Source organism: Nonomuraea purpurea, from assembly GCF_042650645.1.
Lineage (GTDB): Bacteria > Actinomycetota > Actinomycetes > Streptosporangiales > Streptosporangiaceae > Nonomuraea > Nonomuraea purpurea.
The window spans coordinates 113,408-126,776 of record NZ_JBHSBI010000005.1; the positions used below are offsets into that span (position 1 = coordinate 113,408).

15 protein-coding genes are annotated in these 13,369 nt (G+C 70.3%); 9 read left to right on the forward strand and 6 right to left on the reverse strand.

Annotated elements, in window-relative coordinates:
• Positions 1-46: 46 nt before the first annotated feature.
• Together ACFOY2_RS11770 and ACFOY2_RS11775 are read right to left on the reverse strand one after the other, a co-directional pair.
• The gene (locus ACFOY2_RS11770) at positions 47-1,759 is read right to left on the reverse strand and encodes a hypothetical protein (RefSeq protein WP_379528004.1); all 1,713 of its coding nucleotides are present in this window, start codon (positions 1,757-1,759) and stop codon (positions 47-49) included.
• Between the two features lie 117 nt (positions 1,760-1,876).
• Positions 1,877-2,593 (reverse strand): IclR family transcriptional regulator, encoded by a 717-nt coding sequence (locus ACFOY2_RS11775; RefSeq protein ID WP_379528005.1) that lies wholly within the window; start codon positions 2,591-2,593, stop codon positions 1,877-1,879.
• 143 nt (positions 2,594-2,736) lie between these two features.
• Here ACFOY2_RS11775 and leuC point away from each other — a divergent pair, with 143 nt between their 5' ends.
• The 4 genes from leuC (at position 2,737) to ACFOY2_RS11795 (ending at position 5,329) form a co-directional block, all read left to right on the forward strand.
• Positions 2,737-4,122 carry a 3-isopropylmalate dehydratase large subunit gene (gene leuC / locus ACFOY2_RS11780; protein ID WP_379528298.1) on the forward strand — a complete coding sequence of 462 codons (1,386 nt, stop codon included), beginning with the start codon at positions 2,737-2,739 and terminating at the stop codon, positions 4,120-4,122.
• Positions 4,123-4,136: 14 nt separating this feature from the next.
• Positions 4,137-4,724 (forward strand): 3-isopropylmalate dehydratase small subunit, encoded by a 588-nt coding sequence (gene leuD, locus ACFOY2_RS11785; protein ID WP_379528006.1) that lies wholly within the window; start codon positions 4,137-4,139, stop codon positions 4,722-4,724.
• Complete coding sequence (locus ACFOY2_RS11790; protein WP_357808716.1) at positions 4,703-4,930, forward strand: SCO5555 family protein; 228 nt, start codon at positions 4,703-4,705, stop codon at positions 4,928-4,930. Before leuD ends, ACFOY2_RS11790 begins: the two co-directional genes overlap by 22 nt.
• A gap of 99 nt (positions 4,931-5,029) precedes the next feature.
• Positions 5,030-5,329, forward strand: a complete 300-nt coding sequence (locus ACFOY2_RS11795; RefSeq protein WP_379528007.1) for an HU family DNA-binding protein — start codon at positions 5,030-5,032, stop codon at positions 5,327-5,329.
• Between the two features lie 49 nt (positions 5,330-5,378).
• On the opposite strand, the gene ACFOY2_RS11800 is transcribed toward ACFOY2_RS11795, so the two are convergent.
• Both ACFOY2_RS11800 and cofC read right to left on the reverse strand, forming a co-directional pair.
• Positions 5,379-5,585, reverse strand: coding sequence for a hypothetical protein (locus ACFOY2_RS11800; protein WP_379528008.1), 207 nt, complete (start codon positions 5,583-5,585; stop codon positions 5,379-5,381).
• Between the two features lie 51 nt (positions 5,586-5,636).
• Positions 5,637-6,272, reverse strand: coding sequence for a 2-phospho-L-lactate guanylyltransferase (cofC, locus tag ACFOY2_RS11805; RefSeq protein WP_379528009.1), 636 nt, complete (start codon positions 6,270-6,272; stop codon positions 5,637-5,639).
• 425 nt (positions 6,273-6,697) lie between these two features.
• Here cofC and ACFOY2_RS11810 point away from each other — a divergent pair, with 425 nt between their 5' ends.
• The 3 genes from ACFOY2_RS11810 to ACFOY2_RS11820 all read left to right on the forward strand — a co-directional run bounded on the left by ACFOY2_RS11810 (position 6,698) and on the right by ACFOY2_RS11820 (position 9,655).
• Complete coding sequence (locus ACFOY2_RS11810) at positions 6,698-7,360, forward strand: lysophospholipid acyltransferase family protein (RefSeq protein ID WP_379528010.1); 663 nt, start codon at positions 6,698-6,700, stop codon at positions 7,358-7,360.
• Positions 7,361-7,488: 128 nt separating this feature from the next.
• Positions 7,489-8,496 carry an NAD(P)H-dependent glycerol-3-phosphate dehydrogenase gene (locus ACFOY2_RS11815; RefSeq protein WP_379528011.1) on the forward strand — a complete coding sequence of 336 codons (1,008 nt, stop codon included), beginning with the start codon at positions 7,489-7,491 and terminating at the stop codon, positions 8,494-8,496.
• A 64-nt stretch (positions 8,497-8,560) separates the two neighbouring features.
• On the forward strand, positions 8,561-9,655 hold the full coding sequence (locus tag ACFOY2_RS11820) for a D-alanine--D-alanine ligase family protein (RefSeq protein WP_379528012.1): 1,095 nt from the start codon (positions 8,561-8,563) through the stop codon (positions 9,653-9,655).
• Here ACFOY2_RS11820 and ACFOY2_RS11825 read toward each other — a convergent pair.
• A complete protein-coding gene (locus tag ACFOY2_RS11825) occupies positions 9,638-10,069 on the reverse strand; it encodes a DUF3515 domain-containing protein (RefSeq protein ID WP_379528013.1) in 432 nt (143 codons plus the stop codon). The genes ACFOY2_RS11820 and ACFOY2_RS11825 overlap by 18 nt on opposite strands.
• A 13-nt stretch (positions 10,070-10,082) precedes the next feature.
• A complete protein-coding gene (locus ACFOY2_RS11830; protein WP_106249262.1) occupies positions 10,083-10,316 on the reverse strand; it encodes an Lrp/AsnC family transcriptional regulator in 234 nt (77 codons plus the stop codon).
• Positions 10,317-10,363: 47 nt separating this feature from the next.
• Between ACFOY2_RS11830 and ACFOY2_RS11835 the strand changes: the two genes are divergently transcribed.
• Both ACFOY2_RS11835 and ACFOY2_RS11840 read left to right on the forward strand, forming a co-directional pair.
• Positions 10,364-11,332, forward strand: a complete 969-nt coding sequence (locus ACFOY2_RS11835; RefSeq protein ID WP_379528014.1) for a thiamine-phosphate kinase — start codon at positions 10,364-10,366, stop codon at positions 11,330-11,332.
• Positions 11,333-11,598: 266 nt separating this feature from the next.
• A complete protein-coding gene (locus tag ACFOY2_RS11840; protein ID WP_379528015.1) occupies positions 11,599-13,353 on the forward strand; it encodes a hypothetical protein in 1,755 nt (584 codons plus the stop codon).
• The last annotated feature ends 16 nt before the right edge of the window (positions 13,354-13,369 follow it).

The window sequence follows — 13,369 nt, forward strand, 5'->3', positions numbered from 1 at the left end:
CGTGCGGTGGATGGGCCCTCCCGTGCGGAGCCGTAAAAGATGGACTTTAAACAGATCGCGCCTTGAACAGCGCACGCCTGGCCGCCTTGGCGACTTGTTTGTCGGGGTGGACCTGGGAGATCAGGTCGAGGAGCTCCTCCACGTGGGCGTGGGGGATCTTCCAGATCACTTCGAGCAGGTTGCTGACCATCTCGGGCCCGATGTCGCGCAGGCTGCTCACGAACTCCGACCGCCCCAGCCCAGCCGAGATCGTCCACATGTCCAGGATCAGCCAGTGGGTGTCGTCCTGCGTGGGCTCGGGCGCCCCCTCGATCTCCAACTGGCTCAGATGCGTGGCCGCGTAGGGCCGCAGCGAGGGCTGTTTGAGCGCCGCCTGCCAGGCCGGGATGGCGTCCTGGCCGAGCGTGCCGACCACGCTGGCCGCCTGCACCCGGATGAGCGCGTCGCTGTCGTCCTCGGCCGCCGCCTCCAGCAGCTCCTCGGCGGCCTTGCCCGGCTCACGCAGCCGCATCCAGGCGGCGAACTCGGCGTCGGCCTCGTCCTCCGGCAGCTCGGCGCTGAGCGCCAGCAGCTCGTGGGCGCTCATGGACTCGATCGCGGGCCTGGCGTCGACCTCGATGTCGGCGTCGTCCACCAGGTGGACGACGCCCTCGGTGCCCAGCGGCGTGAGCCGCAGCGTCGAGCCGTCGACCTCGACCATGCCGTAGCCGACCAGCCAGTCGATCGAGGAGGCCAGCGGGTCGCCGACCGCCTCCCAGGCGTCGGAGCCCAGCTCGTCGAGGTCGGCGGCGGCCTCGGCCAGCTCCTGCGCCAGCTCTTCGATCTCGCGCGCGCCGCCGGCCAGCAGCAGCCTGACGAGCACTCCCCGCGTCAGGCCCGCCAGGGCCATCGTGAGGTCCTCGTCGTCGAGCTCGGGGTCGCCGTAGTCGACCGAGTGGAGGCCGAGCATCCACGCGTCGAGCACGTCCTCGTCGTCGTCGAACGGCCACTCGGCGGTGTCGTCCTGGACCGCGACCGTGTTGGCGTCGCCGGGTTCGAGGAACTCCAGGTCGACGGCCAGGTTCCAGATGTTCCACAGGTAGGGGACGACCTCGGCGATCGGGCCGTCGGTGTCGGGCTTGGGCAGCCCGACGGCCACCAGAGCCTCCTCCACCTCGGCGTCGCTCAGCAGGGTGTCCTCGCCCACCCGGCGGCCCGAGCCCACCCACAGGGCCAGATCGCGGGCCTTGGCCACCAGCGGCACCTCGCGGGCCGCGGCGGCCAGCTCGGAGTCGGGCCGCAGCCTGATCGTGTCGAGATCGGCCAGCTCGTCGGCGAACGGCTCGAAGTCGCCCAGATCGCCGACCTCCTCCTCGTCCTCGTCGCCGCCTTCGGCGTCTTCGAGCAGCTCCTCCATGAGGTCGACGAACTCGTCCTCGACCTCGTCCAGCTCGGCCTGCAGATCGGTGAGGGAGTCGGAACCCTCGGTCAGCCTGCCGGTCTGGGAGAGGAACGTCAGGTACGCGTCCACGGCCGGGAGCATCCCGTCGGCGGCGGCGTCGGGATCCTCCACGACCTTGGGCATACGGTCGAGCAGCAAATTACGCAGGTCGGCACGCTTCCAGGTGCCGAGATCCTGCGAGAAGGCGAGCCGGTGCCAGAGAGCGGCGGGCCCCACGAGCTCGGGGTCGCTTCCGGGCGCGTTCGCACGCGCCCACAGGATGAACTCTTCGAGCAGGGGTCGCAGCTCAGTGGCGGCTACCTCGATGCGATCTGTCACGCACTCAGGCTAGTGCGCCCGCGAGGCAGTCGGCTCCCCAAATACATCCTTTCGCCGATCATGACGTGGGGAATGCCTGTTTCAGGCCAAGGGATCATGACATGGGACGCATCGGGATCATGACGTGCGGCGCATAGCCTCGGTGATCCTTTCCGCCGCCGCCATCACGGGCACCGCGTGCAGCCGCCCCGGCGCTCGGGTGAGCCGTTCGATGGGTCCCGAGACGGACACGGCCGCGACCACCTTGCCGCCGCTGCCCCTTATGGGCGCCGAGACGCTCGCCACGCCCTGCTCGCGCTCGCCCACGCTGTGGGCCCACCCCCTGCGCCGTACGGAGGCGAGCGTGGCGGCGGTGAACTTGGCGCCGCGCAGGCCGCGGTGCAGCCGGTCGGGCTCCTCCCACGCCAGCAGGATCTGCGCGGCGGAGCCCGCCGTCATCGGCAGCGCGGAACCCACGGGCACGGTGTCGCGCAGGCCGCTGGCCCGCTCCGCCGCGGCCACGCAGACCCGCTCGTCGCCCTGGCGGCGGTAGAGTTGGGCACTCTCCCCGGTCAGGTCTCTGAGCTGCATCAACACGGGAGCGGCCACCGCCAGCAGCCGGTCTTCTCCGGCCGCGGTGGACAACTCGGAAAGCCGCGGGCCGAGCACGAACCTGCCCTGCGTGTCACGACTCACAATGCGGTGGTGCTCCAGTGCGACGGCCAGCCGGTGGGCCGTGGGCCGGGCCAGACCGGTGGCCTGGACGAGCTGCGCCAACGAAGCGGGTCCCGCTTCCAGGGCATTGAGTACAAGAACGGCCTTGTCGAGTACTCCGACTCCGCTAGAGTTGTCCATACACCGATACTGCCGTCTCGACATATGAGAAGGCAAGTCGGAGGCAGACTCCCGCGGGGAGCACCGGCCGCTGAGCGGCGACCAGCGGGGCCGGGCCTCGGCGAGCGATGCGACGGCGCATCGCGAACAACCAGGAGGAGATCATGGGCCGCACACTGGCAGAGAAGGTCTGGGAGCGACACGTAGTACGGCGCGCCGAGGGCGAACCGGACCTGCTCTACATCGACCTGCACCTCATTCACGAGGTGACCAGCCCGCAGGCGTTCGACGGGCTCCGTCTCGCCGGCCGCAAGGTGCGAAGGCCCGACCTCACGATCGCCACCGAGGACCACAACGTGCCGACCGTGCTCGGCCCGATCTCCGACCCGGTGTCCAAGACCCAGGTAGAAACGCTGCGCAAGAACGCCGCCGAGTTCGGCATCAGGCTCCACCCGATGGGCGACGCCGGTCAGGGCGTGGTGCACATCATCGGCCCGCAGTTCGGCCTGACCCAGCCGGGCATGACGATCGTCTGCGGCGACTCCCACACCTCGACGCACGGCGCGTTCGGCGGCATCGCGTTCGGCATCGGCACCTCCGAGGTCGAGCACGTGCTGGCCACGCAGACGCTGCCGGCCTACCGGCCCAAGACCATGGCCATCGAGGTCTCCGGCGAACTGCCCGCCGGTGTCACCGCCAAAGACCTGATCCTGGCCATCATCGCCAAGATCGGCACCGGCGGCGGCCAGGGCTACATCGTCGAGTACCGGGGCGAGGCCGTGCGCAAGCTCTCCATGGAGGGCCGCATGACCGTCTGCAACATGTCGATCGAGGCGGGCGCCCGCGCCGGCATGATCGCGCCGGACGAGACCACGTTCGCCTACCTCAAGGGCCGCCCCCACGCGCCCGAGGGCCAGGCGTGGGACCAGGCCGTCGCATACTGGAAGTCGCTGCGCACCGACGACGACGCCGTCTTCGACAAGGTCGTGGAGATCGACGCCACGACGCTGACCCCCTACGTCACCTGGGGCACCAACCCGGGGCAGGGGCTGCCGCTGGGTGAGTCCGTCCCGGCCCCGGAGAGCTTCTCCGACCCGGTCGCGCGCTCTTCCGCCGAGCGGGCGCTGGAATACATGGGCCTGACCGCGGGCACGCCGCTGCGCGAGATCGAGGTCGACACGGTGTTCGTCGGCTCGTGCACCAACGGCCGCATCGAGGACCTGCGTTCGGCCGCCGAGGTCCTGCGCGGCCGCCAGGTGAAGACCCGCACGCTGATCGTGCCCGGCTCGATGCTGGTCAAGGCGCAGGCCGAGCAGGAGGGCCTGCACGAGGTGTTCAAGGCCGCGGGCGCCGAGTGGCGCGAGGCCGGCTGCTCGATGTGCCTGGGCATGAACCCCGACACGCTCAAGCCGGGCGAGCGCAGCGCCTCCACCTCCAACCGCAACTTCGAGGGCCGTCAGGGCAAGGGTGGCCGCACCCACCTGGTCTCGCCGCAGGTCGCCGCCGCGACCGCCGTCACCGGCCGCCTGACCGCTCCGGCCGACCTGTAAGGGAGAAGACTTCGATGGACGCTTTCACCACCCACACCGGTACGGCGGTGCCGCTGCGCCGTAGCAACGTCGACACCGACCAGATCATCCCGGCCGTCTGGCTCAAGCAGGTCAGCCGCACCGGCTTCGAGAAGGGCCTGTTCGCCGCCTGGCGCGAGGACCCGACGTTCGTCCTGAACGACCCCGTCCACGAGGGCGGCTCGATCCTCGTCTCCGGCCCCGACTTCGGCACCGGATCCTCCCGCGAGCACGCCGTCTGGGCGCTGCAGCAGTACGGGTTCCGCGTCGTGATCGCCGCCAGGTTCGGCGATATCTTCCGCAACAACTCCACCAAGATGGGCCTGCTGCCCGTCATCCTGCCCGGCGAGAAGGTCGAGGCGCTGCAGGCGGCCGTCGAGGCGGAGCCGACCCTGGAGGTCACCGTCGACCTGGTCGAACGCCAGGTTCGCTGGGCCGGCGAGGCTGTCCCGTTCGAGATCGACGACTACACCCGCTGGCGGCTCATGGAGGGCCTGGACGACATCGGGCTGACCCTGCGTCACGCCGACGATGTGGCGGCATACGAGAATGGTCGGCAGCCATGGCTGCCGACGACCGTCTAGAAGACGACGAACTGGCGCGGCGGTTGCGCGAGGCGCACCGCCGCGTCCGCATGCTTCCCGTCACCGAGAAGGAGCGGGCCGCCCGCCGATACCTGGCCATCTGCGATCTGGCCAAGCGCGATCCCGAAAGAGCCGCGGTCCGGCTGGAGGCATTTTTTGCCGCTCTCGACACGCCACGCGAGGGCGAAAACACGCTCGGTGATTGAGTTCCCCCGCAATCCAGCCTACTTTCGAGCGCGTAAGGGGTTTCTACGTCGAACTCGTGAGCTGGAACCCCGAGCCGTAACTGGGGGAGCAGAACTTTCATGAACAAGCGAGAACTCGTCGATGCCGTCGCGGATCGGTTCGGCGACAAGAAGACTGCCAGCGAGGCCGTCAATGCCGTCCTCGACGCCATTCAGAAGGCTGTGGCCAGCGGCGACAAGGTCTCGATCACGGGCTTCGGCGCGTTCGAGATGGTGAACAAGCCCGCTCGCACGGCCAGAAATCCGTCCACTGGTGCGGAAATCAAGGTCGCGGAGAGCTGGGCGCCCAAGTTCCGCCCCGGCTCTGATTTCAAGGATCAGGTCAACGAGGGCGGCAAGAAGATCGGCAAGAAGAAGTAAACCCAGCAGACCTACCACGCCCGGGCCGAACGGCCCGGGCGTGGCGCATTCATGCGCCGGGAACCGGGAAAGTCGAGAGCGTGATGTAGGTGATTTCGGCGCCGGACATCGCGAGATTGACCCGCTGCCCGGTGCGCAGCAGTCGCAGCGGGCCCGCGTCGAAAGCGGGGGCGCCGAACTCCAGCACGGTGCCGTCGTCGAGGAAGACCGTGCCGGAACGGGTGGCCTCGTCGAAACTGCGTACCGTCGCCTGCACGCAGACCAGCGTAAGGGGGCCGCGTCCGGCGGTCCACCGCAGGCGCGGGGGCTACGCGTCCGGCCAGAGCTCCACGACCACCGCCGCCGTGTGCGGGCCCAGCCCAAGGGTGATGGCCGCGCGCAGGTCGTCGGGGGTGTCCACGTCCCGCCGCACCGAGTCGATCCCCGGCGCCCCCAGCTCCTTCGCCCCGCCGGCCAGGTGCTTGGCCCGCGACTCCCCGCCGAACCTGGGCGTGAAGACAAGCCCGGGACGCACCCCGTAGAAGGTCGTCCCGACGTCGAGCGCGTCGGGCACGAACGACTGGTCGAACTCGGCCGCCGCCTCCAGCGCCACGGCCAGCTCGGCGGGCCGCAGGGCGGGCAGGTCGGCCTGCAGCGCCCCCACGCCGTCGCCGGGCGCGACCCGTACGGCATGGGCGGCCCCCGTGCGCAGCGCGGTGTTCAGCCCGCGGTCCGGGTCATGCACCACCTCGGCCCCCAGCGCGCCCAGCGGCCCCGCCGCGGCCGGGTCGGCCGTCACCACGATCACCCGGGCCACGGCGGGACACGAGAGCGCCGCGGCCACGGTGTCGCAGGCCACGGCGACGGCGAACTTCGTGCGATGCGGCCCCGTCGCCGCGGCCAGCCGCGTCTTCGCCGCGACCAGCGTCTTCACCGGGACGACCAGTGACCAGCGGATGCTCATGTGCTCTCCTCAGGCGTGGAGGACGCCCTGGCGGTGTCGAATGCTTGAACGATTCTCACGCGAACGCGCGTTACGATGTGAGGTATGCCACAGAAGGTGAAGCGACGCGGGAAGCCGCCGGTCCTCGTCGGCGCGCGGCGTCCTTCGCCAGGGGCCGGGCGGGCGGAGCGCTGAGACGCCTGTGAAGACGGTGCGAGAGCTCAATCCATTCCTCCGAACGGGCGACTGGCGGCGAAACGGGAAACCTCACGGGCCACCGTAGGCATTCCCGCCTTCCGCGAGGGGAGAAGAGGCCAAAGGCCCGCACCCCGTGCCTCGACATCCCCGGTGACCACCCGAGAGACTTGGGGCGCATCCCGTAAGTGTTGGAGGAGACCATGAGCCGCCCCACGCGACCATCGCGTTTCTGGGAGACACTGGCAGTAGTGATCGTGAAGCCGCTGTCCACGCTCCTGGTCAAGAGGGACTGGCGCCATGGGGAGCGCATTCCCCGCTCAGGCGGTGTGATCATCGCGGCGAACCATCTCTCCTGGGCGGACCCGGTCCTGCTCTCGCACTTCCTGTTCAACAACGGCCGCTGGCCGGTGATTCTCGCCAAGTCCGCCCTGTTCAAGGTGCCCTTGCTGGGCCGGGCCGTGATCGGCCTGCTGGCGATCCCCGTCGACCGCGGCAGCGACGAGGCCGCCAAGTCGCTGCGTGTCTCGGCCCAGCGGCTGGAGGACGGCTGCGCGATCCTGTTCTACCCCGAGGGCACCTGCACCCGTGATCCCGGCCTGTGGCCCATGGCCGGCAAGACCGGCGCGGCCCGGCTGGCGCTGGAGAGCGGGGCGCAGGTCATCCCGGTGGCCCACTGGGGCGCCCAGGAGCTGCTCCCGTACGGTGAGAAGAAGCCCAGGCTGTTCCCGCGCAAGACCTTCCGCGTGCAGGTGGGGCCGCCGGTGGACCTGTCGAAGTACGCAGGCAGGCCCCCGCGGGCCGACGTCCTGCGCGAGGCGACGGCCGACATCATGGCGGCGATCACCGCGCAGCTCGCCGAGCTGCGCGGCGAAAAGGCGCCCGAGACTCCCTACGATCCGGCCGGACGGTGATGGCATGACCGAGCTTGTCGAGGTCATCAATAAGCAGGGAAACATGGGCCCGACGAAGGAGGGTTCATGAGCGAGCTTGTCGAGGTCATTAATAAGCAGGGGAACATGGGCCCGACGCAGGAGGGTTCATGACTAAGGTGGCCGTTTTCGGCACGGGCTCGTGGGGCACCACGTTCGCCGTCATCCTGGCGGAGGCGGGCAACGAGGTGACGCTCTGGGGGCGCAGGCCAGAGCTGGTCGAGAAGATCGACCGTGATCACGTCAACCCCGACTACCTGCCCGGAGTGGCGCTGCCGTCCACGCTGCGGGCCACGACCGACCCGGCGCGGGCGCTCGACGGGGCCGACTTCGTGGTGCTGGCGGTGCCGTCCCAGCTTCTGCGGCCCAACCTGGCCGCCTGGCGCGAGCACATCCCGCCGCACGCGGTCCTGGTCAGCTTGATGAAGGGCATCGAGCTGGGCACGACCAAGCGCGTGAGCGAGGTGATCCGCGAGGTCGCCGAGGTGCCGGAGGAACGCGTCGCGGTCGTGTCGGGGCCCAACCTGGCCAAGGAGATCGCCCAGCGCCAGCCCGCCGCCACGGTCGTGGCCTGCACCGACGAGGCGGTCGCCGGGCGTCTGCAGGCGATCTGCCATCTGCCGCGGTTCCGTCCGTACACCAACCCTGACGTGGTCGGGGTCGAGCTCGGCGGCGCGGTGAAGAACGTGATCGCGCTGGCCGTCGGCATCTCGGCGGGCATGGGCATGGGCGACAACGTCAGCGCCATGCTCATCACCAGGGGGCTGGCCGAGATCTCCCGGCTGGGGGCGGCGCTCGGGGCCGACGCGCACACCTTCGCCGGTCTGGCGGGCATGGGCGACCTGGTGGCCACGTGCACGTCGCCGCTTTCGCGTAACCGCACGTTCGGCGAGAACCTGGGCAGGGGCATGACGCTCGACGAGGTCGTCGCCACCACCAAGCAGACCGCCGAGGGCGTGAAGTCCTGCGAGTCTGTGCTGGCGCTGGCCAGGAAGCACGACGTGGAGATGCCGATCACCGAGGTGGTCGTCGGCGTCGTGCACGACGGCATGTCGCCGGCCGAGGCGGGAATGTTGCTGATGTCACGTTCGCCGAAACCCGAGCGGTACGGGGTGTGAGAAATGCCTGACTACGGCGTGCTTGACTCGCTGTGACCGGGACGTCCCGGTAGATTCGGACACCATGAGCAAGCCACGCGTCGCCGTCGTTTTCGGAGGCCGCAATTCCGAGCACGCCGTGTCCCTGATGGGCGCGGGCAGCGTGCTGGATGCGATCGACAGGAGCAAGTACGAGGTGATCCCCATCGGGATCGCCCAGGACGGCAGGTGGGTGCTGGCCGCTTCCGACCAGCGGTACGCCATCGAGTCGGGCGAGCTGCCCGTCGTCGACACCACGGGCGCGGCGCTGGCGCTGCCCTCCGGTGGCAGCGCGCTGGTGGCCTACGACGCGGGCAGCATCCCCGTGGAGCTCGGCACGGTCGACGTGGTGTTCCCCGTGATGCACGGGCCCTTCGCCGAGGACGGCACGATCCAGGGCCTGCTGGAGATGGCCGGGGTGCGCTATGTCGGCTCCGGCGTGCTGGCCAGCGCCGTCGGCATGGACAAGGCCCACATGAAGACCGTCATGGCCGCCGCCGGCCTGCCGACGGGGTCTTACGTGGTGATCCGCGACCGCGACTGGCGGCTCGGCCGCGAGCTGGTGCTCAAGGAGGCGGAGGAGCTCGGCTACCCGGTGTTCGTCAAGCCGGCCAGGGCGGGCTCGTCGCAGGGCATCTCCAAGGCCGCCGACCGGGCCGAGCTGGAGGCGGCCGTGGAGTTCGCCAGGCAGCACGACCCCAAGGTGATCGTCGAGGCCGCGATCGTGGGCCGCGAGCTGGAGTGCGCGGTGCTGGAGTCACTCGGAGACGAGCCGGCCGCCGCGTCCATGCCCGGCGAGGTGAAGGTCGAGGGCGGGCAGGAGTTCTTCGACTTCGAAGCCAAGTACTACCCCGACCAGATGTCGCTGACCGTGCCCGCCGACATCCCCGCCGAGACGGCGCAGGAACTGCGGGCGATGGCGGTGCGCGCGTTCGAGGCGCTCGACTGCGAGGGGCTGGCGCGGGTCGACTTCTTCTACACCTCCGACGGCAAGCTGGTCTTCAACGAGATCAACACCATGCCGGGATTCACCTCGCTGTCGGTGGCGCCGCAGCTCTGGGCCGCCTCGGGCCTGACCTACCCGGAGCTGGTCGACCGGCTCATCCAGCTCGCGCTGTCGCGCTCACCGGGGCTGCGTTGAGATCCGGGCGATCGGGCTCGACAGGTCCGCGAGCACCCCGGCGGCCACGTGCTCGCCGCCGACCGTGACCTCCACGTAGGCCGTGTCCGTCACCGCGGTGAACAGCGTCGGCTTCTCAGGATCGGCGAACCACCCCACACCGTTGATCTCCCGCAACTCGTCGGTGGGCGCCATCCTGGCCGGTCGCGGCACGCCGCAGCGCAATGCGATGATCCCGCCGCCCCAGACGGCCACGTACGGCGAGTCGGGCGTGGACGTGCCACGCTCCTCGCCGTCCAGTGTCCGGGGCAGCAGGGGAGCCAGCTTGTCGCAGGCCGCCACCGCCTCGCCCTGCGGCGTGGGCGGATCGACCCGTACGGTGCCACCGCAACCGGCGAGCGCTAGGAGAACGAGCAGGACGGCGGCGGCACGCATACGACAACTACCTTCAAATGTGGACGATCGGACACGTAAGAGTACGTGTGATCCCTTCCACGGCCTGAATCTGCGCAACGACGAGCTTGCCCAGTTCGTCGACGTTGTTGGCCTCCGCGCGCACGATCACGTCGTAGGGCCCCGTCACGTCTTCCGCCTGAGTGACCCCGGGAATCCCGGAAATCTCGCGAGCCACGGCGGCAGCCTTGCCGACCTCGGTCTGGATAAGGATGTAGGCCTGCACCATTACGTCCTCCCGGGCGATTCGATCACGCCGAAGGGTAACCGTACCCTGTGTGCGTCAGGAGGTGTGTCATCACAGTCGGAGATCTCGGCGAATTCGGTGTGGTAACTCGTATTACCGGACGTCTGCCCCAAGGAGCGGCGGTAATGCTCGGCCCGGGTGACGACGCCGCCATGATCAGCGCGCCCGACGGGCGGGTCGTGGTCTCGACGGATCTGCTGCTCGAAGGCCGGCATTTCCGGCGCGACTGGTCCGGCGGCTATGACGTGGGCCGCAAGGCCGCGGCCCAGAACCTCGCCGACATCGCCGCCATGGGGGCCGTGCCGACGTCCATCGTGGTCGGGCTCGGCATCCCGGCCGACCTGTCGCTGGAGTGGCTCGACGCGCTGACCGACGGGTTCGGCGACGAGTGCGCGGTGGTCGGCGCGAGCGTGGCGGGGGGCGACATCACCCGCTGCGACCGGGTCGTCATCGGGGTGACCGCGCTGGGCGACCTGGGCGGACGGGCTCCCGTCACGCGGTCAGGGGCCAGAGCGGGGCAGGTGGTGGCGGTGGCGGGCCGGCTGGGGTACTCCGCCGCCGGGTGGGCGTTGCTGGAGGCGGACGCGCCGGCCGACTCCCCGGCCCTGCTTGAGGCGGTGGCCGGGCATCGGCGGCCGTGTCCTCCGTACGCCATGGGGCCGCAGGCGGCCGAGCTGGGCGCGAGCGCGATGCTGGACGTCAGCGACGGGTTGCTGCAGGACCTCGGCCACGTCGCGCGGGCCAGCGGGGTGCGGGTCGAGCTGGACCCGCAGGCGTTCACGATCGGCGAGCCCGTGGCGCTGGCGGCCAAGGAGCTCGGCGCCGACCCTCTGGAGTGGGTGCTCACGGGTGGTGAGGATCACGCGCTGGCGGCGGTGTTCCCTCCAGAGGTGCGGTTGCCGGCGTCGTGGCAGGTCGTGGGCCGGGTGGTCGAGGGTGAGGGCGTCGCGGTTTTCGGACGGGAGATAAGGCGCCGAGGCTGGGATCACTTTCGGTGATGACTTGTCCCGATTTGCGTGAACTTTTCCTGTTTTGGGGTATGACTAGCGGGATTGCTGTGACAACGGCGCAGCAAAGGTGTTATGAAGATTGGCGGCCACTGTAACCGCGAGAAAGGGCAGCCATGGGCCGCCACGGCACAGGTGGATCCGACGACGGGGATGAACGGGGGAACAGCGCGTTTTGGGGTTCTGACGAGCAGGACGAGCAGCCGGGCTGGCCGTCGCTGCCGGACCAGCCTGAGGTGACAGGGCAGTGGGCCCCCATGCCACGGCGCGGGGACGCCCCGCCGCCGCGCGCGCCGCAGTCCGAGCCGTTCGAGACCACCGGGGCCTTCGCGCTGCCCGTCGAACCCGCCGCCGGTCCCGCGGGCGCTTTTCCGCCGGCCCCGGATCCCGCGGGCGGGCAGGCAGGGCCGTTCGAGACGACGGGCGCCTTCGTCCGGCCGTCGGAGTGGGGCCCGCCCTCCGACAACGGGTTGGACACACCAGGCGAACGTACGGCCGTCTTCGGCCAGAACCAGGCACCCGGCGCGCCCGGCGCCGAGCGGGTGCTCGGCCCCGACGCCGTTCCCGGCGGGCCCGGACATCCCGGCCCCCTGGGCGGCCCGCCCCCAGAGGGACGTGGCCTCTTCGAACCGCGCAACAGCGGGCCGTCCGACCGGCCCGGCGCCCCGAAGGACCCCTTTGACGGGCCGGGAGCCGCGTTCTTCGACGAGCCGGGCGGCAACGACACCGCCAGGTTCGACGGGCCGGGCGGCAACGACACGGCCAGGTTCGACGGGCCGGGCGCGGCCTTCTTCGACGAGCCCGGCCAGAACACGGCCAGATTCGACGGCCCACCGGATCGCCGCCCCGGATTCGACGGCGCTCAGGACCGCGGCCCCGGGTTCGACGGGCCTGGATTCGATGGTCCTCAGGACCGTGGTCCCGGGTTCGACGGGCCTGGATTCGACGGGCCCGCGGACCGTACCGCCAGGTTCGACGTGCCGCCGCCTCCCGTGTCGGCGGGACCGCCCGAGCCCGGAGACATCAAGGTCGCCGGTGAGCCGACCGCCGTCCAGGCCCCGGCCTGGGCGAACGCCGACACCAGCTTCCTGCGCGCCGACTGGTCCGACTCCGAGCCTCCCCCCGCCTTCACCGGGCAGGAAGAGCCCAAGGGCCGCCGTGGCCGCCGTAAGAGCCGCGACGACGTGCTCGCCGCCCCGGCCGGGGCGGGCAAGGGCAAGGTTGCGCTGCTGTCCGTGGCCGCCGTGGCCGTGGTGCTCGGCGGCACCGTGGCGGGTGTCAAGTTCATGAGTTCCGCGGGAGAGACGGGCAAGTGCGTCAACACGACCTGCGCCGCCGTACAGGCGCCCTCGAACCAGCCGGGTCCGGCGGCCTCCGATCCCCCCGTGGAGGAGACCGAGCCGGAAGAGGAGCCGACGGAGGAGCCGTCCGGGAAGGACAGCGCGCAGGCCGAGACCCCGACGCCGACGGCCTCCTACAACGTCAGGACGCCGCGTCACACCGAGACCCCCACGCCGACGCCCACCAAGACCAAGGAGAAGGCGTCGGCCAAGCCGACGAAGGAGCGGGAAGAGGCCCCGCCGGCCGAGGAAACCCCGTCTCAGACGCCGTCGGAGGAGCCGTCGACCCTGGACGACGCCGACACCGGCCGCGCGCCGACCATCGACCCGATCCCCACCAACACGGGCAGCTCCGACGTCGGCACCGGCGCGTCTGCCTCGCTGAACATCAGGCAGACGATCAGGCAGAGCCTGGGCACCTACAAGGCCGACCTGGAGCTCTCGAACACCTCGGGGCAGACCCTGCAGGGCCCCACGGTCTCCGTGTCCGTCGAGGGCAAGGTCATGAGCGTGTCGGGGGCCGGCTGGACGCAGGACGGCGACCTGCTGATCCTGGACCTGCCGCAGTCGCTGGCAGTCGGCGACTCGGTCACGGTCTCCTTCACCGCCACCGGCAGGGGCGCGAAGGCCGGCAACTGCGGCATGGTCAGCGGGGAGTGCGCCATTAACTGAAGTGGTTGGATGGGGA